The organism is Streptomyces sp. NPDC101393 (assembly GCF_044767385.1).
Classification (GTDB): domain Bacteria; phylum Actinomycetota; class Actinomycetes; order Streptomycetales; family Streptomycetaceae; genus Streptomyces.
Genome location: NZ_JBIWNU010000014.1, coordinates 19,773 through 31,544, shown reverse-complemented (window position 1 = coordinate 31,544; position 11,772 = coordinate 19,773). Strand labels below are relative to the sequence as shown.

Genomic DNA, 11,772 nt, shown 5'->3' with positions numbered 1-11,772 from the left:
GCCCGCCCTCAGCGCACCGTGTCGAGAATGACCCGCGCCACCAGCGCCGGATCGTCGTTCATCGGCACGTGTCCGCAGCCCGGCAGCCGCACCAGCCGGGCGCCGGGAATCGTGTGCTTGGCGCGTACGCCCTGACGGCGCAGCAGCAGGCGGTCCCGGCTGCCCCAGCCGATCGTCACCGGGACGTCCGGGACATCGCCGGTGAAGCGCACGCCCCGGCCTGCCGCGAGCGTCGGGGCGAATCCGGGGGCCTCGCGCAGCGCCCGGGTCTCCGCGGCCACCGCGTCGGCCGAACGGCGCCCGGGGTGGGCGTAGATGGTGCCGGTCAGGGAGGCCCGCCCGATGGCGGACCGGGCCAGTGACTCGACCACCGGCTGCGGCAGCGCGTGGGCGCCCGCGTGCATCCCGCGCAGCACCCCGAAGGCGTAGCGGCGCTCGGCCTCCGTCCAGAAGCCCGCCGGGGAGAGCGCGGTGACCGACCGTACGGCCCGTGCCCGGCCCAGTTCGAGTGCCAGCAGCCCGCCCAGGGAGTTGCCCACCACGTGCGGACGCTCGACGCCCAGTTCCGTGAACGCCGCGGCGAGCAGCGGGACCACTGTCGACAGGTCGTACGAGGAGCCGCCGGGCAGCGCGGGTGAGGCGCCGAAACCGGGCAGGTCGAGGGCGATGACCTCGTGCGAGGCGGCGAGGATGTCGCAGACCGGCCGCCAGGCCTGGAGGTGGTGACCGATGCCGTGCAGCAGCACGATGGGCTCACCGGTGCCCTTGCGCTCGTACGCGACGGTGAACGGCGGCCGGTCCGCGGGGCTGACACGGGCGTAGGAGACCGGGGCGGCCATGGGCGCTCCTCAGGGTTGCGTGCCGGCGCTCCCGCCCGGAGGTCGGGGCACGGCGCGGGGCGGCAGGGACGTGCGCAGACACGATGCCAGCAAAAGCTACTGAGGGGTATACGGCGGCGGATCCGAGCGCCCGCCACCGCGCCCACCCCGCCCGCGGCACCCTCGCACGGTGTGCCGCACACCACCCCCCGGACCGCCGCGTTTCCGCCGTTTCCGCTGGACAACACCGCGGCCGCCCGGTGGGATGGAGGGGTGCTGACCGATCCTGCGACCGATGTCTTCGAAGAGCACCGCCCCGTGCTGCACGGCGTGGCCTACCGCATGCTCGGCCGGGTGGCCGACGCCGAGGACGTGGTCCAGGACGCATGGCTGCGCTGGTCCGCCGCCGACCGTGCGGAGGTACGCGAACCGCGTGCCTATCTGGTCCGCGTCACCACCCGGCTCGCCATCGACCGTCTCCGGCAGGTCCAGTCACGCCGTGAGACCTATGTGGGCCCGTGGTTGCCGGAGCCCGTCGTCACCGACATCGGCGGCACCGCGCCCGACATCGCGGAGCGGGCGGTGTTCACCGAATCCGTGACGCTCGCGATGCTCGTCGTCATGGAAGCCCTCTCCCCGTTGGAGCGCGCCGTGTTCGTGCTGCGGGAGGCCTTCGGCTATCCGTACGCTGAGATCGCCGACGCCCTCGACCGCAGCGAGGCCGCCGTGCGCCAACTGGCGGGCCGCGCCCGGCGGCACGTCGAGGAGGGCAGGCCGCGCTTCGAGGTCGACCCGGACCGGCAGCGGACGCTGACCGAGCGGTTCATCGCGGCGGCCGCGGGGGGAGACCTGGACGGGCTGCTGACCCTCCTGGCCGCCGACGCGCGGCTCGTCGGGGACAGCGGCGGAAAGTCCAAGGCGCCGCTGCGGATCATCGAGTCCGCCGACAAGGTCGGCCGTTTCCTCGTCGGCGTCGCGCCGACCGGGGGACCGGGCATGGAGTTCACCCTGCTCGAACTCAACGGCGGCATCGGGCTGTTGGCGCACTACGGCGGCAAGCCGGACACGGTCATCCAGCTCGACATCGAGGACGGGCTGATCCAGACCGTCTACATCGTGCGCAACCCGGACAAGCTCGTCTCGCTGGCGTTCGACTGAGCGGCCGCCGCCCGCAGACCCCGGCGCGGACTCGACAACACGACCGGCGCCGCGCCGCCGGTCGCACCGTCAGCCGCCGGCCGTCCCGCCGCCCTCGGTCGTTCGGCCGCCGCCGCCATCGACGCCTGCGCCAGCACGATCGCATCGGCGTCCCGCACCTCGTCCACCGCAGCGGCGACCGCCGCCAGACAGCCCTCGGTGTCCCCGGCCTCGAACCGCTCCCAGGCGCCGGGCACGAGCACCGTACGCACCGTCACCTCGCGCCCGGCCCGTTCGGCCTCCTCGGTGATCAGATCCGCGGTCGGGCCCAGCGTGCTCTCCAGCGCGGCGAGCACCGTGATCCGCGCTCCGGCGGCGACGGCGGCCGCGGCCATCGGACGGTCCACCCGTAGGACGGGCAGCCCGAGCGCGGCGCCGGCCGCCTCGGCCACCGCGCCGATCGTCGAGCAGGTGCAGAGCACCGCGCGCGCCCCCTCCCGGGCCGCTCCGGCGAGTGCCCCGGACACCTCCTCCGCCACCGCTTCGGGGCCCTGCTCCCGTGCGCGGTCCAGGAGTTCGGGGCGGACGAGATGCCGCAGGGGCAGCCCCGGGGCGTCCTCGTCGCGCAGCGCGTCGAAGACCGGGACGTGGACGGGCGAGGTGTGCAGCAGCGCGAGCATGCACGCAGGCTAGCCGGTGGCGTACGCGGTCGCCCGACGGGCCCGAGGGCGCACCAGGGCCGCAAAACCCGAGGGCTGATTGGTCTTGACCAAGGGTGGGGGCGGCCATATCGTCGGGATACTGCAACAACCTTTAATAAAGAAGCGCTCATATTCCGGATCGCGTGCGGGCAGGTGCAGGAACGGCTCCCGCGCGAGGCTCCGGAGGGCGGCGGACCGCGGTGCGAGAGCGCCGGATGTGCCATGGCAGCGCAGCCCCGCGGGGCAACGGCCAGTGCGGAGGACAGGGTGGGGACCACGCAGCTCGAAACGGTGCCGGAGCCGAAATACTGGCACCTCAAGACCGTGCTCAGCGAAGCGCTGGACTCGGAGTTCGCCGTCGGCGAGGTTCTGCCCAACGAACGTGACCTCGCGGCCCGGTTCGGCGTCGCGCGCGCCACCCTCCGGCAGGCGCTGGAGCAGCTGGAGCTGGAAGGCAGGCTGCACCGCCGCCGAGGCGTGGGCACCACGGTCGCACCGCCGCGCGTCGGGGTGGCCGTCGACCCGGCCCGCCACACCTGGCCCGGCGCCGCCGGCGACGACTGGCAGCCGGTCGACGCCGTCGAGACCGAAGCGGTGCCCGCCCCGATCGCCCGCCTTCTGGAGACCGCCCCCGGCGACCGCGTGCAGATCGTGCGCCGCAGCCGCGTGACGAACGGCCAGCCCGTCGCCGCCGAGCTGCTGTACGTACCGTCGGCCTCGGTCCCCGGCTGCTCGGAGGTGGCCGCGGTCAGCGCCCAGAGCCGCGCCCGCGCCGTACTCCACGAGCTGCAGGGGCTGGAGCTGGAGGGCCAGGACCGCACCGTCGAGTTGGGCTCGGCCCGCGCGGAGGACGCCAAGCAGCTCGACCGGTTGCCCGGGGCCCCGGTGCTGGTCGTCACCACCCGCTACTTCTGCGCGGGGCGCACCACCGCCGTCGCGGTCTCCACCTACCGCGCCGACACCTGCCGCCTCACCTTCGGCGAGAGCGAAGCGGTCGCCCTGCTGGCGGGCTGAGACGCGAGCGCGGGCGGACATCCGGGCCCGGAGCCGCCGCAGCCGCCCGCGTCCGCACGGGCCCGTACCGAACCCGCTTCGGTACGGGCCCGTCGTCCTGCCCGGCCGCCTCAGCGCCGCCCCGTCACCGTGCCGTCCACCGCGAACAACTCGCCCTCGACATGGTCCAGGGCCAGCCGCAGCGCGCCGGTGGCCACCGCCGCCTCACCCAGCATCGACAGGGTCACCTCCGGCGGGCGCAGGCAGTAGCGCGCCAACTCGCCGCGCAGCGGCTCCAGTACACCGGCCTGCCCCGCCGCCCAGCCGCCGATCACCACCAGCTCCGGATCCAGCGCGAGCACCAGCGCGGCGACATCGTGCACCAGCCGCTGGATGAAACGGGCCACCGCCTGCCCGGCGCGTACGTCACCGCCCCGCGCCAGCGCGAACACCCGGGCGACCTGCGCCTCGTCCAGGGGATGCAGTGGCTCCCCGGTCGTCGACAGCAGCGTCTCCGGGGTCGCCTCGCGCCCCAGCAGATGCAGCGCGCCGATTTCGCCGGCGGCCCCACCGAACCCGCGGTGCAGTCGGCCGCCGATCAGCGAACCGGCCCCCGGACTCAGTCCCGCCAGCACCATCACGATGTCGTCGGACCCGGTCGCCGCGCCCTTCCAGTGCTCGGCCACGGCGGCGGCATTGGCGTCGTTCTCGACCAGCACCGGGCAGCGGAACGACCGCCGCAGCCGGTCACCGAGCGGCAGCCCGGTCCAGCCGGGCAGCGCGGTGCCGAGCCGTACGGTGCCGTCGGCCTCCACGATGCCGGGACCCGCCACCCCCACGGCGCGCAGCGAACTGCGCGCCACCCCCGCCCGCCGCAGCAGATCGGCCACCACGGTGCGCACCCGCTCCAGCCGTTCGTCGGCGGGCGCGGACTCCTCCACCGGGCGCTGCGCCGAATCCAGCACCCGCCCGCCGAGGTCGGAGAGCAGGGCCGATACGCGGTGCGGTCCGATCTCGATGCCGAGCAGATGCCCGGCCTCCGTACGGAACCGGAACCGCCGGGCCGGCCGTCCTTGACGGCGGGTTCCGCCCTCCTCGGCGACGGCCTCGACGACCAGACCGGTCTCGATGAGCCCCTCGACCACGCCCTCGACGGTGGGCCGGGACAGGCCCGTCACCTCGACGAGATGGGTGAGCGTGGGGGAGTCCGCGGCGCGCAGCGCATGCAGCACCACCGCGGAGTTGATCCGTCGCAGCAGGGAGGGGTCCCCGCCGGTGAGCCGCCCCAACGTCCGTCCTCCTCGCGTCGCGTGTCTGGCGGATCGTAGCCGGTCAGCGGGTGTGCGGCGACCCCCGGTGAGCCGCCGGACGCGCTGCGGAACGGTGGCCGGGGCGCGGGTCGTGGCAGGCCGTGGCGGTTCGAAGGCCCTGACGGGCGGCCAATTGTCAGACCCCAGCGGTTTACTGACGGTATGACTGGCGCACCGCTCACCACCACCGCCCGGCAACTCGCCCTGATCGACGAGCTGCGGGGCCGCGCGTTCCCGTCGCAACGCGGCCCCTCCGCCGCCGGCGAGAGCGGGCCGGGCTTCCACCTGGCGCGGATATGGCAGAGCCCGCCGCTGTGGGACGCGGACCCGGCGGAGGTGGTGGAGGCCCGCGAGGACTGCGCGGCCGAGCTGGCAGCGCTGACCGCGGTGCTGTCCTTACGGTGGGGCGAGCCCGCCGCTGTGGAGCTGTCGGCGGAGCTGGAGCGGACGGCGATGGGTCTGCCGGTCGCGCCGCCGCTGGACGTCCTGTGCGCTCTGGTGCCGCGGGTCCACACCTGGCGGGTGGCGGGCCGCTGGGTGGCGGTCGGCGCCGGGCAGAGCGGCCCCGAACTGCCGTGCCAGGTGCTGGCGGCGGTGGCGGACGCCAGGGGGCCGGGGTGAGGGGGAGCGCGAGGCGTGACGGGGTGAGGGGCGGGCCGGGGCGGGCTGTGCTGCGGCGGCTGCTGGTCGCGCGCCGGGCCCGGGGCCCGTCAGGGCTCGCCGAAGGCCGCCGCGCGGAGCCGGCCGTACTCCTCCGCCATGGTGGCAAGCGTCCAATGGGCGTTGAGACCACTGGGGTTCGGCAGCGCCCAGATCCGTGTGCCGCCCAGGGTGTGCTCCTGGGGGCCGATCGCGGCGTGCTTGTCGCCGAAGGCGACGCGGTAGGCCGTGACGCCCGCGACCGCGAGCCACCGCGGCCGCAGCCGGTCCACCTTCTCGGCGAGCAGCCGCCCGCCCTCGCGATACTCCTCGGCCGTCAGCTCGTCGGCCTTGGCGGTCGCCCGCGCCACGACGTTGGTGATGCCGAGGCCGTGGGCGAGCAGCTCCTCCTGCTCGGCCGGCCGGAACTGCCGGGGCGTGAAGCCGGATGCGTGCAGCACGGGCCAGAAGCGGTTGCCGGGCCGGGCGAAATGGTGACCGGTCGCCGCGGTCATCAGCCCGGGGTTGATCCCGCAGAAGAGCACCCGCAGGCCGCTCGCCGCCACGTCAGGGACGAGACGGTCGCGAGCGGCCTGCAGTTCCTCAGGGGTGAAACCCACGTCGGATGCCCTTGTCGGAGGTACGCGTCAGAGGATCGAACCCGGGGCGTACGCCGCGGCCTCGGGGTGCTGCTTGGCGATCTCCTCGATGCGGGCCACGACCGAAGCGACCTGGTCGGCCGCCGCACCGGTGAAGGACAGCTTGTCCGCCATCAGGGCGTCCAACTGCGCCTTGTCCAGCGGGATCCGGGAGTCCGCCGCCAGCTTGTCCAGCAGCTCGTTGCGCTCCGCGCCCTGCTCGCGCATCGCGAGCGCCGAGGCGACCGCGTTCTCCTTGATCGCCTCGTGCGCCTCCTCGCGGCCGACACCCGCGCGCACGGCGCCCATCAGCACCTTCGTGGTGGCGAGGAAGGGCAGGTAGCGGTCCAGCTCGCGGGCGACGACGGCCGGGAAGGCGCCGAATTCGTCGAGCACGGTCAGGAACGTCTCCAGCAGCCCGTCCAGCGCGAAGAAGGAGTCCGGCAGCGCGACCCGGCGCACCACGGAACAGGACACATCGCCCTCGTTCCACTGGTCGCCGGAGAGCTCCCCGGCCATCGAGGCATAGCCGCGCAGGATCACCATCAGACCGTTGACGCGCTCGCAGGAGCGGGTGTTCATCTTGTGCGGCATCGCCGAGGAGCCGACCTGACCCGGCTTGAAGCCCTCGGTCACCAGCTCGTGCCCAGCCATCAGCCGGATCGTCTTGGCGGTGGAGGAGGGCGCGGCGGCGAGCTGCACCAGCGCGCTGACGACGTCGTAGTCCAGCGAGCGCGGGTAGACCTGGCCGACGGAGGTGAACGCCTGGCCGAAGCCGAGGTGCGCGGCGATCCGCTGCTCCAGGTCGGCGAGCTTGGCGCCGTCGCCGCCCAGCAGGTCGAGCATGTCCTGCGAGGTGCCGACGGGGCCCTTGATGCCGCGCAGGGGGTAGCGGGACAGCAGGTCCTCCAGCCGCCCGTAGGCGACGAGGAGCTCGTCGGCGGCGGTCGCGAAGCGCTTGCCCAGCGTCGTGGCCTGCGCGGCGACATTGTGCGAGCGGCCCGCCAGGACCAGCTCGGAGTACTGCGCGGACAGCGAGCCGAGCCGCGCCAGCACGGCGACCGTACGGTCGCGCATCAGCTCCAGCGACAGCCGCACCTGCAGCTGCTCGACGTTCTCGGTCAGGTCGCGCGAGGTCATGCCCTTGTGGACCTGCTCATGGCCGGCGAGGGCGTTGAACTCCTCGATCCGGGCCTTGACGTCGTGCCGGGTGACCTTCTCGCGCTCGGCGATCGAGCCCAGGTCGACGGTCTCCAGGACCCGCTCGTAATCGGCCAGCGCCTGCTCGGGGACCTCCACCCCCAGGTCCTTCTGCGCACGCAGCACGGCAAGCCACAGCTTCCGCTCCAGCTTGACCTTGTACTCGGGGGACCACAGCACGGCCAGCTCCGCGGAGGCGTAGCGGCCGGCAAGAACATTGGGGATGCGAGGCTTCGCAGACACAGCAGTCACGTGGCCAGAGTCTACTGGCGATTTACGCAGGCCAGCGCCCCGGTCCCGGCTGTGCTTTCCTCCAAGCCGCACAGTCCGGCCGTGCGGACGCCCTGCGGCCGGTCACCCCTCGTACGGCAGCAGGTCGGGGCGCTTGGCCGGCCGGCCGTCGCCCGACGAGCGGCCGGTCAGCCGGCGCCCTATCCACGGCACCAGATATTCGCGGGTGAACCGCAGATCGGCGGCCCGCCGCGCACCCCAGCCCGGCGGTGCGCCCGGGGGGAGCGGCTGGTCCCAGTCGGACTCGGCATCGAGGCCGAGTGCCTGCCAGACCGCCTCCGCGACCCTGTGGTGGCCCTCGGCGTTGAGGTGCAGCCGGTCGTCCGCCCACAGCCGCTGATCGGACAGCGCCCGCGACGCGTAGAGGTCCACGACCATCGCGCCGTGCCGCTGTGCCACGGTGTCGATCTGTGCGAACAGCTGCTCCATGCGCGGCCGGAAGCGTTCCAGCACCGGACCCTGCCGCCCCGGGCTGCGCATCAGCACGAGCTGCCCGCCGCCCTTGGCCAGCAGCTCGGCGGCGGCCGCGAACTGCGCGCACACCTGGTCCACATCGCACTTCGGCCGCAGGACGTCATTGAGCCCGCCGACCATCGTCACCAGATCGGCGCCCATCGACGCCGCGGGGCCGCACTGCTCGTCGAGGATCTGGCCGATGAGCTTGCCGCGCACCGCGAGGTTGGCGTAGCGGAAGCCGGGTGCCTGCGCGTCGGCACCGCGCAGCCGCGCCGCCAGTCGGGCGGCGAGCAGATCGGCCCAGCCGCGGTAGGAGCCGTCGGGCAGTCCGTCCGACATGCCTTCGGTGAAGCTGTCGCCGACCGCGACGAAACTGGTGTAATGGGCATTTATTTTCATGGCGCCGAGATTTTATCCCGAAGCCCGGGCCGGGTTGTCGTCAGGTGGCGGAAGATCGGCGCATGCAGACACCGCCGAGCGACTTTCCCGCAGAACCGGTGCGGCTGGAGGGGCAGGGCCTGGTGCTCAGGGAATGGGGCGAGAGCGACCTCCCCGTCTTGGCCGAGCTGTACGACGACCCGGAGATCAGCCGCTGGACCCCCGTTGCCTCGCCCTTCGACGAGGCGGCCGCGCGGGCCTATGTGGCGAGCGCTCGGGAGGCCCGCTGCGCCTGCCGTCGGATCCAGTGGGCGGTCACCACCGACGGGGGTGAGCCGCTGGGCGAGGTCCTGCTCTTCCGCGCCGGTCCGGACGACCGGGACATCGAGATCGCGTACGGCATCGGGAGCCGGTTCCGGCGCAGGGGACTGGCCGGTCGCGCGCTGGGATTGGCGACGCACTACGCGTCCGGCCGGTTGCGGGCGCGGCGTGTACTGCTCCGGATCGAGGCGGACAATCTGGCGAGCACCGCCGTCGCCCGGTCGGCCGGGTTCCGTCTCACCGGCGACGCGCTCCTCGTGCGGGAGGTCAAGGGGCGTCGAGTGGTGCTGCGGACCTGGTGCCACCGGCCTTCGCGGTGAGCCCGGAGTCCGCCATGGAGAGGGCGGGGCGCGTCGTGAACGCGCCCCGCCCCTGTCGGCAACCGCGGCCGCCGGCCCGGTTCAGGCCGCCGGTGGCCGCTGCAGCACCAGCTGCCTCAGCACGTCCTCCATGGTCACCAGGCCGGCCAGCGTTCCGTCGTCGCCGATCACCGCTGCCAGGTGCGTACTCGAACCGCGCATCGCCGTCAGGACGTCGTCCAGCAAGGTCGCGGCCTTGACCCGGGCGATCGGGCGCAGCGCGGCGACGGTGAACGGCATATCGCGCGGCGTGGCGTCCAGGGCATCCTTGACGTGCAGATACCCGAGGATGCGGCGGGTGTCGTCGACGACCGGGAAGCGTGAGAAGCCGGAATCGCCGGCCATCCGCTCCAGGCCCTCCGGCGTGATCCCCATCCGGGCGGACACGACCTTCTCCACGGGCAGCACCACGTCCCTGACCGGGCGGCGGCCCAGCTCCAGGGCGTCCCGCAGCCGTTCCTTGGCGCGGTCGTCCAGAAGGCCCGCGTCCCGCGAGTCCTCGACCATCTTCGCGAGCTGATCGTCCGAGAAGGTCGCGGCCACCTCGTCCCTGGTCTCCACCCGCAGCAGTTTCAGCAGGCCGTTGGCCAGCGCGTTGATGGCGAAGATCACCGGGCGCAGCGCCCGGGTCAGGGCGACCAGCGGCGGGCCCAGCACCAGGGCGGTGCGCACCGGCTCGGCGAGCGCCACGTTCTTCGGCACCATCTCGCCGAAGAGCATGTGCAGATACGTCGCCAGGGCCAGTGCGATCACGAACGAGATCGGGTGGATCAGGCCCTCCGCGATCCCGACGGCGTGGAACACCGGCTCCAGGAGATGCGCGATCGCCGGTTCGGCGACGGCACCCAGCACCAGCGTGCACAGCGTGATCCCGAGCTGGGCGGCGGCCAGCAGGGCCGAGACGTGCTGCAGGCCCCACATCACGCTCCGGGCACGGCGGTCACCCTGCTCGGCATGCGGTTCGATCTGGCCGCGGCGTACCGAGATCAGGGCGAACTCGGCGCCGACGAAGAAGGCGTTGACGACCAGCGTCAGCAGGCCGACGAACAACTGGACGGCGGTCATCGGCCCGCCTCCGCTTCCCGGTCGTAGGAACTGCCGGGCAGCGGGGCGTGCAGCAGCACGCGCGCCGCCCGGTGGCCGGAGGCATCGAGCACGTCCACCGACCAGCCGGCGACCTCCAGGGTGTCGCCGTCGACCGGGATGCGGCCGAGCTCGGTGGCGATCAGGCCGGCCAGCGTCTCGTACGGGCCGTCGGGCAGCCGGAGCCCGATCCGCTGCAGCTGGTCGGTACGGGCGGCGCCGTCGGCCTGGTAGACGCTGCGGCCGTCGGCGTCGTTACCGGCCGGTGCCAGATCGGGGTTCTCCAGCGGGTCGTGTTCGTCCCGGACCTCGCCGACCACTTCCTCGACGATGTCCTCCAACGTCGCGACGCCGGCGGTGCCGCCGTATTCGTCGATGACCACGGCCATCGTGCGCTTGCCGGACAACCGGTCCAGCAGCCGGTCCACGGTCAGCGTCTCGGGAACGAGCAGCGGCTCGCGCAGCAGCTCGGCGACGGGGTGGCGGGGGCGGCGCTCGGCCGGGATCGCCAGCACGTCCTTGATGTGCGCGACACCGACGACGCTGTCGAGGCTGCCGCGGTAGACGGGGAAGCGGGACAGGCCCGTCGCGCGGGTGGCGTTGGCGACGTCCTCGGCGGTCGACTGCACCTCCAGGGCCATCACCTGTACCCGCGGCGTCATGACGTTCTCCGCGGTGAGGTCGGCGAGGTTGAGGGTGCGGACGAACAGCTCGGCGGTGTCCGGCTCCAGTGCGCCCTCCTTGGCGGAGTGCCGGGCCAGCGCGACCAGCTCCTGCGGGCCGCGCGCGGAGGCCAGCTCCTCGGCGGGCTCCAGGCCCATCCGGCGCACCATGTGGTTCGCGGTGGTGTTGAGATGCCCGATCAGCGGCTTGAAGGCGGCGCTGAAACCGCGCTGGGCGGTGGCGACCTTCTTGGCGATGACCAGCGGACTGGAGATGGCCCAGTTCTTCGGTACCAGCTCGCCGACGACCATCAGGACGACGGTGGAGATCGCCGTGCCGAGGACCAACGCCACCGAATCGGCAACGGACCGGGACAGGCCCATGGCGCCGAGCGGTCCGGCCAGCAAAGTGGCGATGGCGGGCTTGGACAGCATGCCGATGACCAGGCCGGTGACGGTGATACCGAGCTGGGCGCCGGACAGCTGGAAGGTGAGGCCGCGGACGGCCTTCAGGGCGCTGTCGGCGCCGCGGTCGCCGCGCTCGACGGCACGCTCCAGATCGCTGCGCTCGACGGTCGTCAGGGAGAACTCGGCCGCGACGAAGACACCACAGGCCAGGGTCAGGAGGAGCGCCACGGTCAGCAGGAGCAGCTCGGTCATCGGGTCACCTCCATCCCATGATCGAACAGGATCGGGAGGTTCGCGCTCTCTTGGGAGGGCGTTCGACAACTAGGAGGTTCGCCCATGGCTGGACGCTCACACACCTTTCACTGGGGGAGGGGACTC

General features: G+C 73.2%; 12 protein-coding genes. 4 read left to right on the top strand and 8 right to left on the bottom strand.

All coding sequences use genetic code 11. The annotated features are described in order from the left end of the window. Window positions 1-8: 8 nt before the first annotated feature. Entirely contained in the window at window positions 9-839 is an 831-nt protein-coding gene (locus ACIRQ7_RS33890; protein ID WP_404266391.1) for an alpha/beta fold hydrolase, read from the bottom strand. Between the two features lie 252 nt (window positions 840-1,091). Between ACIRQ7_RS33890 and ACIRQ7_RS33885 the strand changes: the two genes are divergently transcribed. Continuing rightward, window positions 1,092-1,976: an RNA polymerase sigma-70 factor gene (locus ACIRQ7_RS33885; RefSeq protein WP_404266390.1), complete on the top strand. Its 885-nt coding sequence runs from the start codon at window positions 1,092-1,094 to the stop codon at window positions 1,974-1,976. On the opposite strand, the gene ACIRQ7_RS33880 is transcribed toward ACIRQ7_RS33885, so the two are convergent. Then, window positions 1,928-2,635: an aspartate/glutamate racemase family protein gene (locus ACIRQ7_RS33880; protein ID WP_404266389.1), complete on the bottom strand. Its 708-nt coding sequence runs from the start codon at window positions 2,633-2,635 to the stop codon at window positions 1,928-1,930. The two genes, ACIRQ7_RS33885 and ACIRQ7_RS33880, sit on opposite strands and share 49 nt — an antisense overlap. A 288-nt stretch (window positions 2,636-2,923) precedes the next feature. Here ACIRQ7_RS33880 and ACIRQ7_RS33875 point away from each other — a divergent pair, with 288 nt between their 5' ends. Then, on the top strand, window positions 2,924-3,670 hold the full coding sequence (locus ACIRQ7_RS33875; RefSeq protein WP_404266388.1) for a GntR family transcriptional regulator: 747 nt from the start codon (window positions 2,924-2,926) through the stop codon (window positions 3,668-3,670). Between the two features lie 110 nt (window positions 3,671-3,780). On the opposite strand, the gene ACIRQ7_RS33870 is transcribed toward ACIRQ7_RS33875, so the two are convergent. Continuing rightward, on the bottom strand, window positions 3,781-4,938 hold the full coding sequence (locus ACIRQ7_RS33870; RefSeq protein WP_404266387.1) for an ROK family transcriptional regulator: 1,158 nt from the start codon (window positions 4,936-4,938) through the stop codon (window positions 3,781-3,783). Window positions 4,939-5,121: 183 nt separating this feature from the next. Between ACIRQ7_RS33870 and ACIRQ7_RS33865 the strand changes: the two genes are divergently transcribed. Then, entirely contained in the window at window positions 5,122-5,580 is a 459-nt protein-coding gene (locus ACIRQ7_RS33865; RefSeq protein ID WP_404266386.1) for a hypothetical protein, read from the top strand. An 89-nt stretch (window positions 5,581-5,669) separates the two neighbouring features. On the opposite strand, the gene mug is transcribed toward ACIRQ7_RS33865, so the two are convergent. From mug to ACIRQ7_RS33850, 3 genes are all read right to left on the bottom strand, one after another. Beyond that, on the bottom strand, window positions 5,670-6,218 hold the full coding sequence (gene mug, locus ACIRQ7_RS33860; RefSeq protein WP_404266385.1) for a G/U mismatch-specific DNA glycosylase: 549 nt from the start codon (window positions 6,216-6,218) through the stop codon (window positions 5,670-5,672). Between the two features lie 27 nt (window positions 6,219-6,245). Then, complete coding sequence (gene purB, locus ACIRQ7_RS33855; RefSeq protein ID WP_404266455.1) at window positions 6,246-7,679, bottom strand: adenylosuccinate lyase; 1,434 nt, start codon at window positions 7,677-7,679, stop codon at window positions 6,246-6,248. A 111-nt stretch (window positions 7,680-7,790) separates the two neighbouring features. Beyond that, entirely contained in the window at window positions 7,791-8,582 is a 792-nt protein-coding gene (locus ACIRQ7_RS33850; RefSeq protein ID WP_404266384.1) for an SGNH/GDSL hydrolase family protein, read from the bottom strand. Window positions 8,583-8,644: 62 nt separating this feature from the next. Between ACIRQ7_RS33850 and ACIRQ7_RS33845 the strand changes: the two genes are divergently transcribed. Then, window positions 8,645-9,202 carry a GNAT family N-acetyltransferase gene (locus ACIRQ7_RS33845; protein ID WP_404266383.1) on the top strand — a complete coding sequence of 186 codons (558 nt, stop codon included), beginning with the start codon at window positions 8,645-8,647 and terminating at the stop codon, window positions 9,200-9,202. 81 nt (window positions 9,203-9,283) lie between these two features. On the opposite strand, the gene ACIRQ7_RS33840 is transcribed toward ACIRQ7_RS33845, so the two are convergent. Next, window positions 9,284-10,306, bottom strand: coding sequence for a hemolysin family protein (locus tag ACIRQ7_RS33840; RefSeq protein WP_404266382.1), 1,023 nt, complete (start codon window positions 10,304-10,306; stop codon window positions 9,284-9,286). Further along, window positions 10,303-11,646 carry a hemolysin family protein gene (locus ACIRQ7_RS33835; protein ID WP_404266381.1) on the bottom strand — a complete coding sequence of 448 codons (1,344 nt, stop codon included), beginning with the start codon at window positions 11,644-11,646 and terminating at the stop codon, window positions 10,303-10,305. Before ACIRQ7_RS33835 ends, ACIRQ7_RS33840 begins: the two co-directional genes overlap by 4 nt. Window positions 11,647-11,772: the final 126 nt, after the last annotated feature.

Excerpts from the sequence above, each read along its gene's own strand:
- ACIRQ7_RS33890 (WP_404266391.1), bottom strand. The coding sequence starts at position 839 with ATGGCCGCCCCGGTCTCCTACGCCCGTGTCAGCCCCGCGGACCGGCCG.
- ACIRQ7_RS33880 (WP_404266389.1), bottom strand. The coding sequence starts at position 2,635 with ATGCTCGCGCTGCTGCACACCTCGCCCGTCCACGTCCCGGTCTTCGAC.
- ACIRQ7_RS33865 (WP_404266386.1), top strand. The coding sequence starts at position 5,122 with ATGACTGGCGCACCGCTCACCACCACCGCCCGGCAACTCGCCCTGATC.
- ACIRQ7_RS33850 (WP_404266384.1), bottom strand. The coding sequence starts at position 8,582 with ATGAAAATAAATGCCCATTACACCAGTTTCGTCGCGGTCGGCGACAGC.
- ACIRQ7_RS33845 (WP_404266383.1), top strand. The coding sequence starts at position 8,645 with ATGCAGACACCGCCGAGCGACTTTCCCGCAGAACCGGTGCGGCTGGAG.
- ACIRQ7_RS33840 (WP_404266382.1), bottom strand. The coding sequence starts at position 10,306 with ATGACCGCCGTCCAGTTGTTCGTCGGCCTGCTGACGCTGGTCGTCAAC.
- ACIRQ7_RS33835 (WP_404266381.1), bottom strand. The coding sequence starts at position 11,646 with ATGACCGAGCTGCTCCTGCTGACCGTGGCGCTCCTCCTGACCCTGGCC.